Below are 18,688 nucleotides of genomic sequence, written 5' to 3'. Positions count from 1 at the left end.
GCTGCCTCCCACCCCCGCTAAGGCCGCGAATTACCTGAACCACCCGGTAGGCGTTAACACGGTGGAAATGTCAAAAACATGTGTGGGATCGGACACGGTCGCATAACGCGGGAGGCACTGACGTGAGGCGCCGTTCTAGGCTCCGTGCAGGACCTGGACGGGTAGGACGACCTTGGTACGGGGGTGGCCACGCCATGCCGACGATTGTCGGTAGACGGGCGGACCGCCTCGCCCCAGTTCAACGCGTGATGCGTGGGATCGATCGCAGGAACGTCGTACGGGGTGCCATCGTGGCCGCCGTCGCCTTTGCCGCATGGCTCGCCATCGGCGAGTTCGGGCGACCGTACAACTTCTTCGACATGAAGATCTACCACGGCGCGGTGGTGTGGTGGGCGAGCGGTCACGAGCTCTACGAGTTCATCGCGCCTGGCACCACGCTCGGCTTCACCTACCCGCCGTTCGCCGGGCTCGTCATGCTGCCGATGGCGCAACTTCCGATCGGCGGGGCCGGGGTGGTCAACGCCCTCGCCAGCATCGCCGCGTTGGCACTGGTCCTGGCCGGGCTGCTCCGCCCCATCGTGGACCGGCTGGGTTGGCCACTGTGGTTCACCGTCGCCGTGGCGGTGCCGCTCGCCGTCGCCATCGAGCCCGGCCGGGAGACCCTCGGCTACGGCCAGGTCAACATCCTGCTGTTCGCCCTGATCATGGCCGACCTGATCGGGCTCCGGTGGCGCTCGCGCCGGGGCACCCACTACGCCGCGACGGACGGCCCCCTGCTGCGCTTCGTCTACAGCGGCGCCTGGGCGGGCGCCGGCATCGGCCTGGCCACCGCGGTCAAGCTCACGCCGGCGCTGTTCATCGCCTATCTGCTGATCACCCGCCAGTGGCGGGTGGCGGCCACCGCCATCGGCACCACGATCGGCGTGACCGTGGCGTCCTTCGCGATCGTCGGCGACGAGTCGCGGACGTACTTCGGCAGCGTGTTGTGGCAGACCGAGAGGGTCGGCGCGGCCGACATGACGCCGAACCAGTCGCTCGCCGGCCTGCTGGCCCGGCTGTACGACTCGATCGAGACCCCCGGTCTGCTCTGGTTCGCCTTCTCGGTGCTGCTCCTGGCGCTCGGCCTGTCGCGGGCGGCGAGTTCCCGCGCCGACGGTGACGAGCTGACCGCGTTCACGCTTGTCGGTCTGACCGCCAACGTGATCAGCCCGATCTCCTGGACGCACCACTTGGTCTGGGTGATCCCGGCGATCATCGTGCTTGCCGACGCGGCGATCCGTCGCCGGGAGGCGAGCCGGGGCGGGACGCAGCGCGGCGGGCAGGGCACGGCGTTCGGCGGGTTGGCCGGGCTCAACGGCCTGCGCCCACCGATCTGGTACCCCACGCTGACCGGACTGCGGCACGGCGTCGCCGCAGTCGGGCTCTACCTGCTCTTCCTGATCTCCCCGATCTGGCCGTACGAGCACCAACTGCCGGAGGAGTCGCACTACCAGGACGGCCTCTTCGGCGCGCTCATGGAGAACTCGCTCGCTCTCGCGCTGATCGTGCTGGTCGCCGCGTTGCCGTGGCGTCCGGGTGCCGAGCCGGCGTTCTACGGGGAACGTCTCGCCCGGCCCGCGATGGTCAACGGCCGACGCTGAGCGGTCAGGGGCAGTTGACCCATTCCTCGGTGCCGTCGGCGAAGACCTGACGCTTCCAGATCGGCAACCGCGCCTTGGCCTCGTCGACGAGCCGGGCGCAGGCCGCGAAGGCGGCCGCGCGGTGCGCGGTGCTCACCGCGGCGACCAACGCCACGTCACCGATCGCCAGCGGGCCGACCCGGTGCGAGACGGCCACCGCGTAGACGTCGGGGTCGGCCGCGATCTCGGCGGCCACCTCGCGCAGCACCTGCGCGGCGCTCGGGTGCCCCTCGTACTCCAGACTCACCACCGCCCGCCCGCCGTCGTGGTCGCGGACCACGCCCTGGAAGGAGACGACCGCCCCGGCCCGCAGGTCGGCGACCGCCGCCTCGTGCGCGCTGAGGTCGAGAGGCTTGTCGGTGATCTCACCGAAGGTGAGCACTTGTGAGGTCACGACGCCCACTCCCCGGGTAGCGACGGCAGCGGCACGATCGGCACCCGGTCACCCTGCTCGCCGTTGGTGCCGGGTCGGATGACGGCGAACCCGTCGGCGCCGGCGAGGCCGCGTAGCATCGCCGAACCGACATGCCGCACCGGATGGGCGGTGCCGGCGGCCCGGTCCAGCCGGACCAGCGCCAGGTGTGTGTGACTGCCGCGACCGGGCACCGCCTCGGCCAACGTGACCTGCGGCAACACCGGCATCGAGCGGCCCTGGAGCCCGGCGAGCAGCGGGGCGACAAGCGACACAAGCGCGACGATTGCCGACTGTGGGTTGCCGGGCAGACCGGCGACGAACCGGACCCGCCCGTCGTGGCCGGCGAGCCGGGCCAGCAGCATCGGGAAGCCGGGCCGGACCGCCACGGTGTTGACCACGTAGTCGGCGCCCAGCGCCTCCAGGGTCGGGTGCAGGTGGTCGACCGGGCCGTGCATCGTGCCGCCGGTGGTGCAGACCAGGTCGGCGTTGGCCAGCGCCGAGCGCAGGGCCGCCACGTGCGCGGGCAACGTGTCGGCCACCGGCCCCACCACGTCGGACGGGCGGACCTGGCAACCGTAGCGCCGCAGCCAGGCAGGCACCGCCGGCCCCAGCGCGTCACGCACCCGGCCCGCCGCGGGCAGCCCCGCGGTGAGCAACTCGTCACCGAAGACCAGCAGCGCGGCCCGCGGTGCCCGCCGGACCCGCAGCGTGTCATGCCCACAGGAAGCGGCCAGGCCGATCACCGCCGGGTCGACAGGCGTGCCGGCGGGCAACAGCTCCTCATCGGCGTACGCCTCCTCGCCCGGCTGCCGCCACTCCGGCGCCTGCCGAGGGGTGCCGCTGACTAGGCCCTCGGTGACTGTGGACTCCTCGACGCGCAGCACAGCAGTGGCGCCCTCGGGCACCATGGCCCCGGTCGCGATCTCGACTGTGGTGCCGTCGTCGACGAGCGGCGCGGGGGTGCTGCCGGCCAACACCCGGCCGACGACGCGCCACGGCCCGGCACCTCGCACGGCCCAGCCGTCCACGCTCGCGGTGGGGAAGGCGGGCAGGTCGGTGCGGGTGGTCAACGGCTCGGCCAGGGTCAGCCCGTCAGTGTCGACAAGCGGCCGGGCGACGGCGGGGAGCGCGGCGGACAGGCCCACCGCGTACACCCGGGCCCGCGCCTCCTCCCACCCGGCCGGCGGGGGCGCGACGACCCGGTCCGCGGTTGGTGCGGTTTCCGTGCTCACCTGTCGAGCCTATCGGGGCGGGCCGACGCCGGTCAGTGGTCGCCGCCGCGAAGTTGGTCGATTGTGTGCCCGAGGATCGGCCCGAGCACCGCCAGCCCGTCGCGGGCGCCACCGGTCGAGCCGGGCAGGTTGACCACAAGCATCCGGCCGGCCACCCCCGCCAACCCGCGGGACAACGCCGAGGTGGGCACCCGGTCGCGGCTGTGCGCGCGGATCGCCTCGGCAATGCCTGGGATCTCGTAATCGAGGACGGCCCGCGTCACGTCCGGTGTGCGGTCCGACGGGGTGACCCCGGTGCCACCGCTGGTCAGCACCACGTCGACGCCATCGGCGAGGGCATCCTCCAGGGCCCTGCCGACAGGCTCACCGTCGGGCACCACCACCGGCTCGTCGACCTCGCAGCCCAGCTCGCGCAGGCCGGCGACGAGCAGCGGGCCACTGGTGTCGGCGTAGACGCCGGCCGCCGCCCGGTTGGACGCGACGATCACCCGGGCCCGGATCACGGCCGGTCCTCCGGTCGGACCCACTCGCCGGTCTTGCCGCCCTCCTTGCGCAGCACCCGGACCCCCTCCACCGAAGCGGCCGGATCGACAGCCTTGACCATGTCGACCAGCGCGAGACCGGCGACCGCGACCGCGGTGAGCGCCTCCATCTCGACCCCGGTCCGGTCGGCGGTGCGGGCGGTGGCCGTGATCTCCACGGTGTCCGCGGTCAACCGCAGGTCGACGGTGACACCGTGCAGGGCGATCGGGTGGCAGAGCGGGATCAAGTCCGGAGTGCGCTTGGCCCCCATGATGCCTGCGAGCCGCCCGACCGCCAGCGCGTCGCCCTTGGGCAAACCGTCGCGTTGTAGCAGGTCGACGACCTCGGGCGTGGTCCGCAGGCGGCCCGCCGCGACGGCCAACCGCCCTGTCACCGGCTTGGCGGAGACGTCGACCATGCGGGCCGCGCCGGCGTGGTCGACGTGGCTGAGCTGCGCGGGTTCGGTCACGGCCGTGAGCCTATCGGTGCGGTACGACGCGGAGGCGCTCGGAAGGAGCGGCGTCCCGTCACGTCGCCGGGTGCCTGCGCGCACTCGCGGGAGCGCCGCTCCTTCCTCACCGACCCGCCGCCAAAGTCGCTGGGGGGACCTGGCAGCAGGCGTCGTGTCGACGACCCGGTTCTGCCCGTGGGCAGAACCTCCCCCGTTCGTCGATACGGCGCAAAAGCTATCGGGTCCGGCGATAAGAAATCGATAAGAGCAGTCCGCGCAGGTCAGCGCCCTGCTTGCGCGGCGTCCAGCTCGGCGAGGCCCCGCTCGGCGTCGAAGCGCTCCGGCACACCCATCCGCCGGAAGATCGCCAGCGCCCGCTCCCAGTGCCGCCGAGCCTCGGCCGGGTCGATGCTCGCGAAGTGCTCGGCAAGACCGGCCAGGGCACGCCCCTGCTCGTGAGGGTTTGAGATCCGGGTCGCCAGCCGCAGCGCCTCCCGGTACACCTCGACCGCTTCACCGCCCTGCCCCTGTGCCACCAGGGTGCGCCCGAGCTCGTTCAGCGCCGCCGCCTCGACGTGCCGTTCCCCTGAGGCGATCGACAGCTTTCGGGCCGCCTCGTGTTCCTGCTGGGCCTCGACCAGTCGGCCAAGACCGCGATAGGCCATTCCGAGATCGTTGCGCACCTCAGCCTCGCCATAGCGGTGCCCGGTACGGTCACGCAGGGCCAACGAGGCCGTGAGGATGCGGATCGCCTGCGGCAGATCGCCCATTCGGACGCGCACGGCGCCGATGTGACTGAGCGCGTTGAGGGTATGGAATTTATCGGAGTTCGTCCGGGCCCACGCCAGGTGCAGACGGTGGAGGCGCAGCGCCTCCTCGTAGCGCCCCAGCGACATCATTGCTATGCCCATGTTCGGCAGCACCATCGGCACCCTGACGGTGCCGTACCCCTTGTAGTCGCGCAGGGACTCCAGTCCGACCGCAACTGCTTCGGTCGGGTTACCACTCCAGTAGTAGACCGCTGCAAGATTGGCGCGATACCGCGCCGTGTCCAACGCGTCTCCCGATTCTCTGGAGAGGGCGACCGCGCGGGTCAGATGGCTGAGCGATTCCCGAACCTTCCCGGTCCGCACGTAACCGGAGGCGAGGTAGTTGTTCATCAGGGCCATCGCACCGACGTCGCCGGTTGCTTCCGCCGCGGTCAACGCGTGACGGTGGATCAGGATGATGTCCTCGAAGTACCCACGGATGTAGCAGAACCGCCAGAGGGCACGGGCCAGTCGCCAGCAGTGCTCATGAAAGCCCGAATCAAGCGCTGACAACACCATCGTCACCAACTCGGTTCGCTCCGTCTCCAACCAGTCGGCGGTGAGTTCACCGATGCCCTCAACCAGTTCGGATCGTCCAAGCGCAAGGTGTGTGACGTGGAATTTCATGACGCCAGGCTCCAGCGTCTCGGCAGCCCTCAGCGCCGCCTCCACCGTGAAGTCGAACAGTTGGGCCAGCCCGAGCCTACGGTCGCTCGCGGAGTCGGTACGCGAGCACAGTTCCACGGAGTACTGGCGCATCAGGTCGTGCAGTCGATATCGCGTCGAGTCCAGGTCCTCCACCAGGTTTCGGTCGACGAGGTCGTCGAGCGCCGCGTGAGCCCCCGCAACGGTCAGGCCGGTCAGCGCGGCAACGGCCTGCGGGCCGAACCGATTACCGGGATACAGGCTCAGGAACCGAAAGACTCGCTTAGTCGACTCCGGGAGGGGCTCGTAGGAGGCGGCGAAGGCACCGGAGATCGTGCTCTCTTCGCCAGCTAGATGACGTAGCGCTGCCGTGGCTCCGTCCATCTGTTCGGCGAGATCCGCCAGTCGCCAACCGCGTCGATGGGCCAGTCGGGCACCGGCGAGCCGGATCGCCAGTGGGAGACGCCCGCACCGCCGAACCACCTCGACAGCCGCATCCGGCTCGGCTACGACACGGTCACGACCGACACTAGAAGCGAGGAGATCCACGCTCTCCTGGGTCGTCAGTACCGGCAGGGTCTGCGAAGGCCCAACGTCAGGATGGGAAAGCCGCCGCCGCGACGTCACCAGCACGACGGCGGTCGGCTCGGTCGGCAGGAGTGGCAGGATCTGTTCGCTGCTCGCGGCGTTGTCGAGGACGATCACGGACCTCCGGCGAGCCAGTTCTCGTCGCCACAGATCCACCCTGGCCTCGAACTCGACCGGAACCTGCTCGGCCGGCACCTCAAGTTGACGAAGTAGGGTGACCAGGGCCCTCGCTGGCTCCACCTGATTCTTCTCGCCATGCCCGCACAGGTCGATGAACAACATGGCGTCCGGGTACTGCGCGGAGAGCTGGCGGGCCAGGTGCACGGCGAGAGTCGTCTTCCCGCTGCCCGCCATCCCGTCGAGGATATGCACGGCCGGCACACGATCTTCGACGCGCCGCGTCTCCGTCACCAACCGCGACAACACGTCTCCCCGGCCGACAAAGTCGGTCACCGCTCGGGGAAGGTGATCCACCGGGCTGGCTCTGTGTGTCCGCTCGGTTGTCGAGTCAGCCGTCCGGGCGGGTGCGATCGTCGCGGATCGCCCTTCTGTGGCTTCCCTCCGGGTGGGGGCGGCGGGGAACGGCTGTGGGACCTCGGTAGCGATCCTGCGGCGTAGTTCTTCGATGTTGGCCCCCGGAGCAACTCCTAACTCCGTGGTCAACCGTGAGCGAATCTCGTCGTACGCGACGAGCGCCTCCGCGTTGTCCCCGCGATCGCGCAGAGCCCGCATGAGAAGGAGATATGCCGGCTCCCGAAGCGGATGGCGCGCGACCACCTCCCGCATCAATGGAATCGCCAGGTCATCCCGACCTGTCCGCAGATGAAGGTCGGCGAGGAGTTCGACAGCGAGTAGGTGTTCCTCATCCATCGCCTGGCGATGAGCCGAAAGCACGGGACCGAGCGACAGGCCAGCGAGCAACTGTCCCTGCCATCGTGACGTCGCACGTTCCAGCAGGGCCGCTGCCTGTTGGAGTTCTCCGGCTGCGACAAGACTGCGGGAATGGTGATGATCCGCTACGAATCGGAACGAGTCGATATTTTCAGGAGGCAAGTTGAGTCGATAGCCGCTGCCTTCTCGTGCGAGAGCACCACGCCCCACATCCGAGGAGTCGAAGATCCGGCGCAATCGGGCGGCATAGGTGCGGACATTGGGCAGTGCCGACCGGGGAGGGTTTTCGCACCACAGCTCGTCGATCAACTCCTCGGCCGTGACAAGCCGACCTGGGTGCAGCGCGAACATCGCGAGAACAGTCTGCTGCTTCGGTGTTCCCAAGCTCTGCCGCTCTCCAGCCAGGAGAAGCGAGAGTCCACCGAGTACTTGAATCTCCACCATCCCTCGACTCCCCCGGCCTCGAGGGCGAACCGGTTCGGTGCCACCATAAGGCAACATCCGCTTTCGTGAACGGCCGCACCTCCGACCCGGACAGCAGACACCTGACCGAAGCCAGCACTCGGTTAACCGAATCGGCGGATGAGGTGCGGTGCTTCAATGCCCACACTGATGGACGTGGCTCGACGAGTCGGAACATTCCGCGACGGAGTCATTGCAGGCAGGGAGCATCCCGGCGCTCTCCGCACTGAAGTGCGAACAGAATGTCACTATTCGGCACCGAATTGGCTAATGTTGAGGATACCGACATTTATCGTACCTAACTAGGCCCTACCCCACTTAAGCTCCTTTCCACAGGTCCGGCCGTCACGACTTGGGCGGTCGCATAAAGGGAAGGAGCAGGTGAAATGCGCGGAAACGAGTGGGGCTGACATCGACGCAGGACTTCTGCGTCACGCAGAGGTATGGTTCGGACACAGCAGGCATGGTCATCCGGGAGTTGAATGACCTCTTCACAGCGGCACGAGGGCGAGACCGATCGACGGCTCCGGCTGGTCGTCGGTCTCCTCGTCGTTGCCGCCGGGGTCGTCGCGCTCGCTTCGCTGAGGCTGATCGTCACCTCAGCACCGCAGGCCGCAGCGCCGGACGGCCCGACGATTGTGACGCTCACGTTCATGATCGCCGTAGGGGCGTTCGTCAAGGCGCGCGTGCGCGTGCGTTCGGCCGTACACCTGATCAGTTGGAGCGAGGCGGCGATTGTCATCGCGGCTGCCATTGCCCCGATCCCGTGGGTGGTCGTCTGCACCTGCATCGGCATCACCGTCGCGTCGGTTCGTTTGCCACCGATCAAACTCGCCTTCGGGGTTAGCAAGAACATCCTTGTTGCGGCTGGCGCAGGCCTGACCTTCACGTTGCTCGACTGGACTTGGCCGGCCATACATACCCCGCAGTTCGTGGGGATCCTCGCGGTCGCGTACCTCTTCGCCGCGTTGCTTGACGAGGCCTTGGCAATCCCCGTGATCGCACTGGCATCCGGTTCCAAGATCACATCGCAGTTCCGAAACAACCTGGACCTTCGCATCGCTGGCTATGCCGTCCGATTCGTGGTGGCCGCCTTCACCCTGCTCATCCTCCAAGCGGATCCTCGTCTGCTGCTTGCCGTCCCGCCCCTGGTCCTGAGCCTGCACCTGGCCTACTCCGCGCGGATCAGGGGCCGCACCGAACAGCAGGCGTGGCAGCGCCTCGCCCGCACCACCGACGCGCTCAACGTGGTCGACCTGGACAACGTCCTCACCACAGCCGTCACCCAGGCCGCCGAGTTGTTCTCGGCCGACGAGGTCGAGATCGAGCTGCGCGACGGCTGTCGCACCGTGCGGGGTGGCACCGGCGGCATCACCGTCGCCGGCCCGACCGGCACACCCACCGACGTGGACGGCACCGTCGTGCCCGCGCCGTTGGAGGGCCATGACCGCTCCGTCGACGTCGGCACGCTGCGACTGCGCTTCCGCGGCCCGGTGCGGCTCTCCGAGCGGGAGCAGTACACGCTGCGCACCTTCGCCTCGGCGCTCTGCACCGCCGTCCGCAACGCCCAGGCGTACGCCGAACTGGCCCGGGTGGCCGACGAGCACGCGTACGCGGCCGCGCACGACGCGCTCACCGGCCTGGCCAACCGCCGGCACCTCCTCGACGAGGGCACCGAGCAGTTGAGCACCCGGCACGCGGACGGGGTGACCGCGCTGGTGTTGATCGACCTCAACCACTTCAAGGAGGTCAACGACACGCTCGGCCATGCCGCTGGCGACCAGGTGCTCGTGCAGGTCGCCGACCGGTTGCGCAGCGCCGCCCAGAGCAGTGACCTGGTGGCGCGGCTCGGCGGCGACGAGTTCGCCGTACTCCTGCGCGGGCTGCCGGCCCCCGCGGTCGCCGCGCACCGGGCCGAGACGTTGCTCGCCGCGTTGCACGAGCCGTTCGAGCTGGACGGCATGCGCATCAGCGTGGAGGCCAGCGGCGGGATCTCCGCCGCGCCAGCCAGCGGCGGCATGGCGGAGCTGCTGCGCCGCGCCGACGTGGCGATGTACCAGGCCAAGCGGGCCGGGCAGCGGATCTCCACGTACGCCCCGACCCGCGACACCGCCGACCTGGGCCGCCTCACCCTGGGCGGCGACCTGCCACGGGCCGTCGCCGACCACGAGTTCATCGTCAACTTCCAACCGATCGTCGACCTGGGCACCGGCGAGGTGACGAGCGCGGAGGCGTTGGCCCGCTGGCATCACCCCACCCACGGCCTGATCGATCCACTGCGCTTCCTGGAGGCGGTGGAGCGCTCGGGCCTGTTGCCGGCGTTCGCCGAGGCGATCCTCGACCAGGCGCTTATCGCGGCGGGCAACTGGCGTGACGCCGGCTTCGACATCCCGGTCGCGGTGAACGTGTCACCGCGCAGCCTGCTCGACGCGCGGTTCCCGGGCTCGGTGCTGGCCCGCCTGCGCGCCCACGACCTGCCACCGGATCGGCTGGTGCTGGAGTTGACCGAGACGTTGACGCTCAGCCAACTCGACGTGGTGGACCGGGTGTTGAGCCGGCTGCGCGACGAGGGTGTCCGGCTGGCGCTTGACGACTTCGGCACGGGCTACTCCTCGCTCTCCCTGCTCTCCCGCATCCCCGTGCACGAGTTGAAGATCGACCGCAGCTTCGTCACGACGATGGAGAGCTCGGCGGAGGCCGCCGCCGTCATCCGCTCCACCCTCGACCTGGGCCGCAGCCTCCACCTGGACGTGGTCGCCGAGGGCGTGGAGAGCGAACCGCAGCGACGCGCCCTCTGGGAGCTGGGTTGCGTCGCCGGCCAGGGCCACCTGTTCGCCCGGCCGATGCCCGCCGGCACGCTGCTCGCCGCGTTGCAACGGGGTTCCGGCGGCCGACCCGGCGCCCTGGCACCGCCGCTGCACGACACCGGCGCGGTGATCCGGCTGACACAGCCCCGCCGACAGGGCGGCCGATCCCGCCCCGACAACCTTCCCCACCTGCCCGCCTGACGGTCAGGCAGTGTTCGCGGGGGCCCGCCCACGGCGACGCGGACAACCGGGTGAGCAGCGAGGTCTGCCAGACTGACGCGCGTGATCGCCGACGCCCCGACCGCCCGCCACCGTCGCTGGCGAACGCTCGACAACGCCGCCGGCGGGCTCGCCCTTGACCTCGGCCTCTACGGCGCCTCGGCCCTCTTCGCGGCGATCACGGCTGTCACCTCGACCCTGCTGCCGCATCGGGCCTGGGGTGCGGTAGCCGCCGTCGGATACCTGGTCGCGGCCCTGGCCGTGGTCGTGCAACTTCTCCTGCGCAGGCGTACCCCGACATCCCGGCTGGTCGGCCTGCCGGCCCGCTGGGCGATCACCGCCTTCACGTGGGTGAGCACCGCGCTGCTGCCCGTGGTCTGGCAGAGCATCCAGCGGTCCGGCGGGCGCACCGACCGGGCGCAGGAAGAGGTGCTGGTCGTGGAGCAAGCAGGCATCCGCCTGCTGGAGCACGGCACCCCGTACCTCGGCCGCGACGCGATCGCCGCCCTGCCAGCAGGCGAGCAACTCCTCGGTTACACCCCCTACCAGCCCGGCATGGCGATCTTCGGCCTGCCCCGGGCGCTTGTCGACGCCCCCTGGACCGACGCCCGGGTGTGGTTCGCGGTGGGCACCGCGCTGGCGCTCGCCCTGGCCGTGAACGCCCTGCGCACGGCACCCGCCACCGGTCCTGTCGGGGACAACTGGCGGGGTGCCGCGCTGCTGCGGGGCGTGCAGGCCGCCACCGTGCTGCCAGTCTGCGCGCTCACCCTTGCCACCGGCGGCGACGACCTGCCCGTACTCGCGCTCTGCCTCCTTGCCCTCGCGCTCGCCGCCGCCGACCGGCCAGGCCAGGCCGGCCTCGCGGTCGGGCTCGCCGGCGCGCTCAAGTTGCTCGCCTGGCCGGTCGCCCTCGTCCTGATCGTCTGGGGTCTGACCCGGCGGACCGGCCTCCGGGTCGCCGCCGGCGCGATCGGACTGCCCGTCGCCGCTCTGCTCCCGGCCCTGCTTGTCGACCGCGACGCGCTCATCGAGAACGTGCTGCGCTTCCCCCTCGGCCACGGCCTGGTCACCAGCCCCGCGCAGTCCCCGTTCCCCGGCTACCTGATCGCCACAGCACTGCCCGCCGGCCGGCTGGTCGCCACCGCCCTGCTGATCGCGGCCGGCGTGGCCATCGCCGTCCGGCTCGTCCGCCGACCGCCCCGCACCGCCGTCGCCACCGCGCTGATCTGCGGGTACGGGCTACTCGCCGCGATCGCCCTGATGCCCTCCACCCGGTTCGGCTACCTGCTGTACCCGCTGGCACTGCTCACCTGGGCACCCGCACTGCACCGCCCGACACCCACCGTGCCGATCACACCGGCACCCGAGCAGCTGTCCGGTCGGGCCACATCGGTGTAACCGTCGGGCAGAACGACCCCGCAGGGCGTAGACCTGAAGGCATGACCACGTACCGCGACCGCGCCGAGGCGGGCCGGGTGCTCGCCGACCGACTCACCGCACTCATCGGCCAACCGGACGTTGTCGTCCTCGGCCTGGTCCGCGGCGGCGTGCCCGTGGCCCGGGTGATCGCCGAACGGCTCGGCGCGCCCCTGGACGTGCTCGTCGTCCGCAAGCTCGGCATGCCCTGGGCACGGGAGGTCGCCTTCGGAGCGGTCGGCCCCGGCGGTGTGCAGGTGCTCAACGACATGGTGGCCGGGCGCCTCAGCAGCGACGACATCGCCGAGGTCAACCACCGTGAGTTGGTCGAGCTGGAACGCCGGGAACAGCTCTATCGGGGCGGCCGGGCACCGCTGGACCTCACCGGCCGGACCGTGGTGATCGTCGACGATGGGCTCGCCACAGGTGCGACCGCGCGGGCCGCCGTCGAGGTCGTCCGCCGGCTCGGCGCCCGCCGGGTGGTGGTCGCGGTGCCGGTCGGCGCGCAGGAGGCGTACGAACTGCTGGCCGCCGAGGCTGACCAGGTCGTGTGCGCTCAGCGCCCGCAGGACTTCGGCGCGGTGAGCCTCTACTACGACGACTTCCACGAGGTGTCCGACGACGAGGTGATCGAGTCGCTCACAGCAACCGCATAGCAAGACCGGGTACCGTCTGGTGATGAGCCTCACCTGTCCCAAGTGTCACGGAGAAATGCGTCAGTACGAGCGCAGCGGTGTCGTCATCGACCAGTGCGGGGAGTGCCGGGGCATCTTCCTCGACCGCGGCGAGCTGGAGAAGCTGTTCGAGGCGGAGGCCAACTGGAGCCGCCAGCAAGCCGGCGGTCCGTCGGCGCCGCCCGCCCAGCAGCCCGGTGGCTACCCGCCGCCGCACGCCCCGGCGCAGCACCAGCCCGGCTACGGCGCTGTGCCACCGCCGCCCCCGCCCGGCTACCCGCCGGCACCGGCCTACGGCCAGCAGCACCAGGGCTACCACGGGCACTACAAGCGCAAGAAGCGCAAGGGTTTCCTCGACGAGATGTTCGGCTGAGCCCAGACCGACATCCCGCCCGGGCCGATCCACGCGTCGGCCCGGGCACACCACCCACCCCGTCGATGGTTGGCGGGTGCCACGGTCCGTGCGAGGCTGCATCGCATGACCGCGATCCGGCCAGCCGAGGCGCTGGCGCAGGCGTACGACGGCATCACCGCCGTGGTCGGCGACCTGGACGACGCGGCCCTGCAGCGACCCACCCGCTGCCGGGGCTGGCTCGTCGCGGACCTGCTCCTGCACCTGCTCGGCGACGCCCAGCGGGCCCTGGTTACGCTGGCCAGCCCCGCCGCCGGCCCCGCCGACACCGACGACGTGAGCTACTGGCGTGACTTTCCCGCCGACAATGCTGACGCCGCCCAGCACGCCTGGTGGGTCCGGCGATCTGCCGCCGCGTTCGACAGTCCGACCGGAATCGTCCGGCTCTGGGAGGAGACCGCGCCGGCAGCGGTCCGCGCCGCCGCCACAACCAATCCCGACGGGTACGTGCGCACGCAGGGCCACGTGCTGCGCGTACCGGATTTCCTCGCGACGCTCACCACCGAGGCCGTCGTCCACCACCTCGACCTGACACCTGACCTGCCCGACGCACCGCCGCCCGGCCCCTTGGCGGTACGCGTCGCCGTGGCCACGATGGACGGCCTGCTCAGCGACGACACAGTCCGCCCGACCGCCTGGGACGACCACGAGATCCTGCTGAAGGCCACCGGGAGGCTTCCGCTCAGCGAACGGGACCGGCTGGAGTTGGGCGAGTCGGCGGGCTGGTTCCCGCTGCTCGGCTGATCGGCGTGGCGGTTGTCAGGCCTCTCAGCCGATGGCCATGTCCACGAAGCGGGACAGGTGCAACTGAGCAGCGACGGTCACCGTGTCGGTTGGCCCGTTTCGATGCTTGGCGACGATGAAATCCGCCTCGCCCGCCCGCGGTGACTCCTTGTCGTAGTAGTCGTCGCGGTGCAGAAGGATGACAACGTCAGCATCTTGCTCAATTGATCCAGATTCTCGCAAATCGGACAACTGTGGGCGCTTGTCGGTGCGCTGCTCGGGGCCACGGTTGAGCTGGCTGACCGCGATGACCGGGCACTCGACCTCCTTGGCCAGCAGCTTGAGGCCACGGGAGAGGTCGGCGACCTCCTGCTGCCGGCTCTCGGTGCGCTTCGGAGACGTCATCAGCTGGAGATAGTCGACCACGATCATCTTGAGGTCGTGCCGCTGCTTGAGGCGGCGGGCCTTGGCCCGGATCTCCATGAGGTTCATGCTCGGCGTGTCGTCGACGAAGAGCGGCGCCTCGCTGATCTCGCCCATGCACCGGGCCAGCTTGGTCCAGTCGTCGTCGGAGAGTTGCCCGCTGCGCAGCACGTGCAGCGGCACCCGCGCCTCAGCCGAGAGCAGTCGCATGACGATCTCGACCTTGCTCATTTCGAGCGAGAAGATGGCGGCCGCCTGGTTTGCCCTAATAGCGGCATGTCGGGCAAAGTCCATACTAGCGGTCGATTTACCCAAACCAGGCCTGCCTGCCACGATGATCAATTGCCCAGCGTGAAGGCCGTTGAGCAGCCGGTCCAGGTCGGAGAAGCCGGTCGGCACGCCGGTCATCATGCCGCCCTGCGCACCCACCGCCTCGATCTCGTCGAGCGTCGGCTGCAACATGTCGGCCAGGATCGCGAAGTCCTCGCTGACCCGGCGTTCGGTGACGTCGTAGACGGCCTGCTGGGCAAGGTCAACGACGTCGTCGACGTCGCGGCTGCCACCGCTTGCCGTCCCGTACCCGAGCTGCACGATCTTGGTGCCGGCCTCGACCAGCCGGCGCAGCACCGCCCGCTCGCTGACGATCCGGGCGTAGTAGGAGGCGTTCGCGGCGGTGGGCACGCTGGCGATGAGGGTGTGCAGGTAGGGGGCGCCGCCGATGCGGGCCAGGTCGCCCGAGTCGGTAAGGGCGGCGGCCACTGTGATCGGGTCGGCCGGCTCGCCCCGACCGTAGATGTCAAGGATGGTGTCGAAGATGGTGGCGTGGACCGGCCGGTAGAAGTCGTTGGTCTTGAGGATCTCGACGACGTCGGCGATCGCGTCCTTGGACAGCAGCATGCCGCCGAGGACGCATTGCTCGGCGGCTACATCCTGGGGTGGGGTCTTGTCGAACTGGCCGTCCCGCTGCACGGGCGGTTGGCCGCCGCCGGAGCGTGACTCCGCCCGCATGTCGTCGGTGACCGACACGGGTCCCCCCTCCACTGCGCCGGTATCCGATCCCAGCTTTACCGCCGGGGTACGACACTTCCCTCCGACCAGGCCGGTCGATCGGGGGCCATCGTGCCGGCGGTCGAGGGCCAACCATACGGACCCCGAGGTCAGCCACTCAACAAGGCCGGTGGACGAGCCTCGGGACAACCTGTGGACGCCGGTGGACGAGCATGTGCGCAGCGTGTGCACAGGGTGTGGATAACCGTTGGGGAATTCTCGGCCGCAAGCCTCTGACCTGCGGATATACAGTCCCCAGCCTGTGGAGGAGAAATTTTTGGTCGGGCCTGCGCCACGATCGTCCCGTACTATCTCCAGCGAACGGCTACACCTGGACAGCGGATTACGCTTTGGGTTCAGAAGGGTCACACTCCGGCCGTGAGTTACCGGGACTGGGAGCGCGGGGAGGGCAGCCCGCGCGAGCGCCAGCCGACCGCCCCGTGGGGTGAGCCCATGCCGCCCTCCCCGGTCGACAGGTACGACGAGGATGCGCGCTATCGCACCTCCAGTCGGCGTCGCGCCTTGGAGCGGGGGCAGGACGAGCCGGTCGACGCCTACCTGCCTCGGTGGGCGCTGGAGTCGGGGGTTCGGCACGCCGACGGCGGTGGCCGCCATGCCGCGCCGGACGAGGACGCCGAGCCTGAGCGGCCCGGTTCCGGCGCTGGCTGGCGAAGCCCCGAGCCGACGAGCACCCGGCGCCGGGCCATCGAGACCAGTTGGCGGGAGCAGCCGGCGATCGGTGCGGGTCCCGATTCGGACCACACCCGGGAGTGGACACTCGACCGCCCACAGGAGCAGGGGTACGCGGGCCGTCGGCGCGCGGACTCGGCAGAGGATGAGCCGGTCTCCGGCGCGGTCCCGGACCGCCGTCCCCGCCGTGCGCCCGCCGGTCGTCCCCAGGTGACCTGGTCCGGTGGGGACCTGGAGGCCGCCCCGGCCGATCCGGCGCCGGGTTCGGAGGTGCGCCGGTCGACCCGGCGCAGCCGCCGAGCGGCGGAGGAGTCCTGGACGCGTCCGGCGGTCGACCCATGGGACGGCGGCTCGGAGCGGGTGGCGGAGCCCGACCCGTCGTACGCCCCGCCGGTGGACCCGTGGGACGCCTCGGGCGTGCACGCATGGCCGCCAGCCGGGGCGGACGGCACGGACCTGAGCGAGCAGTGGTCGCAGGCGGAGAGCATCGGTGGCTGGGAGCGGTCGGACCACACCGGTCAGTGGGAGCGGTCGGCGGTCGAGGACGACCAGTGGGACCGGACACTGCCACCTCGCTCCAAGCGGTCCTTGGGCGAGGGGTGGCCCAGTCGGGACAACGGGTTCTGGTCCGGGACCCGGTTGTCCGGCGACGATCCGCGTTGGACGGATCCGTCGACGTCGGCGCCCCGGTCGCCGGTTGTGGGTTACACCGCTCCGCGGCCGCGTAGCGCGCCCGTACCGTCTGGTGATGTGCCGCGACGCCGGGCGGCCCAGTCGCCGGTCGGCACGGCGTCGGTGCGCCGACGGGTCGAGGCGGTGGCGTCGGGTGGCTGGGCGCGGCGCCTGGAAGACGACCTGCTCGACCCGGATCCGGGTGGGTCTTTTCGACCGCTGCTCTACACCGCCGCCTGTTATCTGGTGCCGGCGGTGCTGATCTTCGTCTGGCTGTTGACGCTTGACGGCCAGGCACCTGCGGGTTGTGTCACCGACATCAGCGGGGGTGGGTGCGACTCGGCCCGGTCGCGGGCGTTGGAGTCGTTGCTCGCCGGCTCGCCACGCTTCGGGTTGGCGTTGGTGAGCAGTCTGGTGGTGGCGGCGCTGCTGCGGCGGGTCGGTACGACGTGGCGGTCGGCCACCATCGCGCTCGCCGCCGCTGTGGTCGGCGGCGGCCTCTCCACCGTGATGATCAGCGCGGTGACCGGTCAGCCGATCGGCTGACGCGGCGCCGGCGAGGTAATCGAACGCACCAGGGCCCGCACCGATCGCTCGGTGCGGGCCCTGGTGGTGGTATTGCTGGCCGTCAGCCCTGAACGACGTTCAGGTTGAACGACGCGGTGACCTCGGGGTGCAGCTTGATCTTCACCGGGTAGGTGCCGGTCGACTTGATGTGACCGGGAACCTCCAGCCGGCGCCGGTCGAGGACCGGACCGCCAGCGCCCTTGACGGCGTCGACGATCTCGGCCGGGGTGACCGAGCCGAAGAGCCGCCCGCCGTCACCGGCGCGGGCCTTCAGGTTGACCTTGAGGCCCTCGAGCTGACCCTTGACCTCGTTCGCGTGGTCGAGGTCGCGGATCTCGCGGGCCCCACGGGCCCGCTTGATGACCGTGACCTGCTTTTCCGCGCCCTTGGTCCAGGCGATCGCGAAGCCCTGCGGCAGCAGGTAGTTACGGCCGAAGCCGTCCTTGACCTCAACGATGTCGCCCGGGGCACCGAGGCCGGACACTTCCTGAGTCAGGATGATCTTCATATCGGTGCCTCCTCTCAGCGGGTGGTGGCCGTGTAGGGCAGGAGCGCCATCTCACGGGCGTTCTTGACCGCACGGGCGATCTGACGCTGCTGCTGCGAGGTCACGCCGGTCACCCGACGAGCGCGGATCTTGCCGCGATCGGAGATGAACTTGCGCAGCAGCGCGGTGTCCTTGTAATCGATGTAGGCGATCCCGTCCTTGTCGAGCGGGTTCACCTTCTTCTTCGGCTTGCGCAGTGCCGCAGCCTTGGCCGTTGCACGTGCTCCTGGTTTGCGATCGCGAGCGCTAGGCGCCATTAGAACGGTGGCTCCTCGTCAAAATTGGCGCCCGAACCGGCACGCGCGGGAGAGGGAGCGGCCGAAGCCCAGGGGTCGTCGAAGTTGCCTCCGCCGCCACCCTGGTTGCCACCACCACCGCCACCGAAGCCGCCACCGCCACCGCCGGAGCGGGACATCTTCTGCACCTTCGCCGTGGCGTAGCGCAGCGACGGGCCGATCTCGTCGACCTCAAGCTCGATGACAGTGCGCTTCTCACCCTCGCGGGTCTCGTACGACCGCTGACGCAGCCGGCCCGACACGATCACCCGGGCGCCACGCTGCAGCGACTCGGCGACGTGCTCGGCGGCCTGCCGCCACACGGTGCATGCGAGGAACAGCGGCTCGCCGTCCTTCCATTCGTTCGTCGCCTTGTCCATGAAACGGGGCGTCGAAGCGACTCGGAACTTGGCGACCGCAGCCCCGGAGGGGGTGAACCGCAACTCGGGGTCATCGGTCAGATTGCCGATGACCGTGATGGTGGTGTCTCCTGCCATGACCATCTCCTCGCGCACTCAGCGT

At 70.1% G+C, this 18,688-nt stretch carries 16 protein-coding genes; 7 read left to right on the top strand and 9 right to left on the bottom strand.

Features of this window, described 5'->3' with window-relative positions:
• Positions 1 to 194 precede the first annotated feature (194 nt).
• On the top strand, positions 195 to 1,640 hold the full coding sequence (locus ACFY2Q_RS03710; RefSeq protein WP_387127229.1) for a glycosyltransferase 87 family protein: 1,446 nt from the start codon (positions 195 to 197) through the stop codon (positions 1,638 to 1,640).
• Positions 1,641 to 1,644: 4 nt separating this feature from the next.
• On the opposite strand, the gene ACFY2Q_RS03705 is transcribed toward ACFY2Q_RS03710, so the two are convergent.
• From ACFY2Q_RS03705 to ACFY2Q_RS03685, 5 genes are all read right to left on the bottom strand, one after another.
• Entirely contained in the window at positions 1,645 to 2,073 is a 429-nt protein-coding gene (locus ACFY2Q_RS03705) for a molybdenum cofactor biosynthesis protein MoaE (RefSeq protein WP_387127226.1), read from the bottom strand.
• A complete protein-coding gene (locus ACFY2Q_RS03700; RefSeq protein ID WP_387127224.1) occupies positions 2,070 to 3,326 on the bottom strand; it encodes a molybdopterin molybdotransferase MoeA in 1,257 nt (418 codons plus the stop codon). The genes ACFY2Q_RS03705 and ACFY2Q_RS03700 overlap by 4 nt, the downstream gene beginning before the upstream one ends.
• A 32-nt stretch (positions 3,327 to 3,358) precedes the next feature.
• A complete protein-coding gene (locus tag ACFY2Q_RS03695; RefSeq protein ID WP_387127222.1) occupies positions 3,359 to 3,829 on the bottom strand; it encodes a molybdenum cofactor biosynthesis protein B in 471 nt (156 codons plus the stop codon).
• On the bottom strand, positions 3,826 to 4,317 hold the full coding sequence (gene moaC / locus ACFY2Q_RS03690; protein WP_387127220.1) for a cyclic pyranopterin monophosphate synthase MoaC: 492 nt from the start codon (positions 4,315 to 4,317) through the stop codon (positions 3,826 to 3,828). The genes ACFY2Q_RS03695 and moaC overlap by 4 nt, the downstream gene beginning before the upstream one ends.
• Positions 4,318 to 4,580: 263 nt before the next feature.
• Positions 4,581 to 7,676, bottom strand: coding sequence for a tetratricopeptide repeat protein (locus tag ACFY2Q_RS03685; protein ID WP_387127218.1), 3,096 nt, complete (start codon positions 7,674 to 7,676; stop codon positions 4,581 to 4,583).
• Between the two features lie 500 nt (positions 7,677 to 8,176).
• Between ACFY2Q_RS03685 and ACFY2Q_RS03680 the strand changes: the two genes are divergently transcribed.
• From ACFY2Q_RS03680 to ACFY2Q_RS03660, 5 genes are all read left to right on the top strand, one after another.
• Positions 8,177 to 10,702, top strand: a complete 2,526-nt coding sequence (locus ACFY2Q_RS03680) for a putative bifunctional diguanylate cyclase/phosphodiesterase (RefSeq protein WP_387127216.1) — start codon at positions 8,177 to 8,179, stop codon at positions 10,700 to 10,702.
• 81 nt (positions 10,703 to 10,783) lie between these two features.
• On the top strand, positions 10,784 to 12,118 hold the full coding sequence (locus ACFY2Q_RS03675) for a glycosyltransferase family 87 protein (RefSeq protein WP_387127214.1): 1,335 nt from the start codon (positions 10,784 to 10,786) through the stop codon (positions 12,116 to 12,118).
• Between the two features lie 41 nt (positions 12,119 to 12,159).
• Complete coding sequence (locus ACFY2Q_RS03670) at positions 12,160 to 12,792, top strand: phosphoribosyltransferase (RefSeq protein WP_387127212.1); 633 nt, start codon at positions 12,160 to 12,162, stop codon at positions 12,790 to 12,792.
• Between the two features lie 19 nt (positions 12,793 to 12,811).
• Positions 12,812 to 13,183, top strand: a complete 372-nt coding sequence (locus tag ACFY2Q_RS03665; RefSeq protein ID WP_387127210.1) for a zf-TFIIB domain-containing protein — start codon at positions 12,812 to 12,814, stop codon at positions 13,181 to 13,183.
• A gap of 105 nt (positions 13,184 to 13,288) precedes the next feature.
• On the top strand, positions 13,289 to 13,966 hold the full coding sequence (locus ACFY2Q_RS03660; protein ID WP_387127208.1) for a maleylpyruvate isomerase N-terminal domain-containing protein: 678 nt from the start codon (positions 13,289 to 13,291) through the stop codon (positions 13,964 to 13,966).
• Between the two features lie 24 nt (positions 13,967 to 13,990).
• On the opposite strand, the gene dnaB is transcribed toward ACFY2Q_RS03660, so the two are convergent.
• Complete coding sequence (gene dnaB, locus ACFY2Q_RS03655; protein ID WP_387127206.1) at positions 13,991 to 15,394, bottom strand: replicative DNA helicase; 1,404 nt, start codon at positions 15,392 to 15,394, stop codon at positions 13,991 to 13,993.
• Positions 15,395 to 15,793: 399 nt separating this feature from the next.
• Between dnaB and ACFY2Q_RS03650 the strand changes: the two genes are divergently transcribed.
• Positions 15,794 to 17,323: a hypothetical protein gene (locus ACFY2Q_RS03650; protein WP_387127204.1), complete on the top strand. Its 1,530-nt coding sequence runs from the start codon at positions 15,794 to 15,796 to the stop codon at positions 17,321 to 17,323.
• A gap of 82 nt (positions 17,324 to 17,405) precedes the next feature.
• Here ACFY2Q_RS03650 and rplI read toward each other — a convergent pair whose 3' ends face one another.
• From rplI to ACFY2Q_RS03635, 3 genes are read right to left on the bottom strand one after another with little or no spacing between them, the layout of a single operon-like run.
• The gene (gene rplI, locus ACFY2Q_RS03645; RefSeq protein ID WP_357003118.1) at positions 17,406 to 17,852 is read right to left on the bottom strand and encodes a 50S ribosomal protein L9; all 447 of its coding nucleotides are present in this window, start codon (positions 17,850 to 17,852) and stop codon (positions 17,406 to 17,408) included.
• A gap of 14 nt (positions 17,853 to 17,866) precedes the next feature.
• Complete coding sequence (gene rpsR, locus ACFY2Q_RS03640; RefSeq protein WP_051723758.1) at positions 17,867 to 18,148, bottom strand: 30S ribosomal protein S18; 282 nt, start codon at positions 18,146 to 18,148, stop codon at positions 17,867 to 17,869.
• Positions 18,148 to 18,681, bottom strand: a complete 534-nt coding sequence (locus tag ACFY2Q_RS03635; protein WP_387127202.1) for a single-stranded DNA-binding protein — start codon at positions 18,679 to 18,681, stop codon at positions 18,148 to 18,150. The genes rpsR and ACFY2Q_RS03635 overlap by 1 nt, the downstream gene beginning before the upstream one ends.
• Between the last annotated feature and the right edge of the window lie 7 nt (positions 18,682 to 18,688).

This window comes from Micromonospora sp. NPDC000316 (assembly GCF_042898885.1).
Classification (GTDB): Bacteria; Actinomycetota; Actinomycetes; order Mycobacteriales; family Micromonosporaceae; genus Micromonospora.
The sequence above is the reverse complement of the archived record's forward strand: the minus strand, read 5'-3'. Positions and strand labels throughout refer to the sequence as shown.

What these genes read in the sequence shown, in the direction of transcription:
- ACFY2Q_RS03680 (WP_387127216.1), top strand. Translation starts at nt 8,177, where the DNA reads ATGACCTCTTCACAGCGGCACGAGGGCGAGACCGATCGACGGCTCCGG.
- ACFY2Q_RS03670 (WP_387127212.1), top strand. Translation starts at nt 12,160, where the DNA reads ATGACCACGTACCGCGACCGCGCCGAGGCGGGCCGGGTGCTCGCCGAC.
- rpsR (WP_051723758.1), bottom strand. Translation starts at nt 18,148, where the DNA reads ATGGCGCCTAGCGCTCGCGATCGCAAACCAGGAGCACGTGCAACGGCC.
- ACFY2Q_RS03710 (WP_387127229.1), top strand. Translation starts at nt 195, where the DNA reads ATGCCGACGATTGTCGGTAGACGGGCGGACCGCCTCGCCCCAGTTCAA.
- ACFY2Q_RS03660 (WP_387127208.1), top strand. Translation starts at nt 13,289, where the DNA reads ATGACCGCGATCCGGCCAGCCGAGGCGCTGGCGCAGGCGTACGACGGC.
- rplI (WP_357003118.1), bottom strand. Translation starts at nt 17,852, where the DNA reads ATGAAGATCATCCTGACTCAGGAAGTGTCCGGCCTCGGTGCCCCGGGC.
- ACFY2Q_RS03685 (WP_387127218.1), bottom strand. Translation starts at nt 7,676, where the DNA reads ATGGTGGAGATTCAAGTACTCGGTGGACTCTCGCTTCTCCTGGCTGGA.